The organism is Streptomyces sp. NPDC029674 (assembly GCF_044903205.1).
Classification (GTDB): domain Bacteria; phylum Actinomycetota; class Actinomycetes; order Streptomycetales; family Streptomycetaceae; genus Streptomyces.
Genome location: NZ_JBJDPY010000067.1, coordinates 1 through 1,284 on the forward strand (window position 1 = coordinate 1; position 1,284 = coordinate 1,284).

Sequence of the window (1,284 nt, forward strand, 5' to 3'; positions counted from 1 at the left end):
CGCCGACCGTTACTGGGCGCACGTGGACCCCGGGCACATCTCAGAGTCCTGGGCGGCGCTGCTCCCCCACCTGACCCGGGACGTGACCACGACCCAGCTCGAGGCCGCGACCGCCGGCGCCACCTACGGCGCTGCCGCGCTCGCAGCCACGGGCACGTGGGAACCACCGGCGGGCTTCCTGGACCCCCGCGCGCTCGCGGGCCATGCCCCGGACGGCGCGGATCTGGCCTACATGCTGTACGCGCCGGCGCGCACGGCGAAGATCGGCATCAGCCGAGGCATGACGGAGCGCCACGCGCTCACGTTCGGACGGGACCAGCTGCGCGCTCTGGTGAAGACCACGGTCACGGACGCCGCGCGCGTCGCGGCCGGCGCGGACATGGCCGCCCGGCCGCGCGTGCAGGGGTACGTGCGGATGCTCAACCCGCCCTCGTGCCCGCGCTGCGTGGTCCTCGCGGGCCGTTTCTACCGCTGGAATGCCGGCTTCCGCCGGCACCCGAACTGCGACTGCGTCCACCAGCCCGTGGCCGGCCGCGCCGCGGCCGAGGCCGAGGGCCTGGTCTCCGACCCCTACGAATACTTCGAGGGGCTCACCCAGGCGGAGCAGGACCGCTGGTTCGGCAAGGCCAACGCACAGGCGATCCGCGACGGCGCGGACCTGAACCAGGTCGTGAACGCCCAGCGGGGCACCGGCTACGCCGGCATCTCCAAGGACGGCACCCGCCGCGGCCAGCGCCGTACGGGCACGACGACGGAGGGCACCTCGAAGCGCGGTTACGCCTCCTGGGGCGCCGGCGTGAAAGGTCCCCGCGCGACCCCGGAGGCGATCTACCAGCAGGCAGGGAACGATCGGGAGAAGGCGATCGCGCTGCTCGAGCGCAACGGCTACATCGTCCCTGGCGGCCAGGTCCCCGGCGGCTCGATCATCGGCGACCGCGAGGGCCTCGGCGCGCTCGGCCGCGGCGGTACCCGCAAGGGCGCTTCTGCTGCCGTGCGCGAGGCCCGGGCCACCGGGGTCCGCGACCCGCGCCAGCGCGCCACCATGACCGAGGCCGAGCGCCGCCGCTCCGACGCGACTCTCCGCTGGGAGGCGGTCCTCGCAGGACGCAACCCCTATGGCCGCGGCCCGCTCACCCCGGCGCTCGCGGCCACCGCGGAGACGGACTACCGGCGCATCGTCGTCCTCGGCGACGAGGCGGCGCGCCTCACCACGAAGAAGGCCGCCCGGGAGGCCGGCTGATCAGAAATACTCGCGCGGCTCGGTGCCGCGCGAGGCGACCCGCG

General features: G+C 75.0%; 1 protein-coding gene. It reads left to right on the forward strand.

Annotation, left to right across the window (positions count from 1 at the left end):
* On the forward strand, positions 1-1,240 hold a 1,240-nt coding region (locus ACI2L3_RS40405; RefSeq protein ID WP_404757458.1), incomplete at its 5' end, for a hypothetical protein.
* Positions 1,241-1,284: the final 44 nt, after the last annotated feature.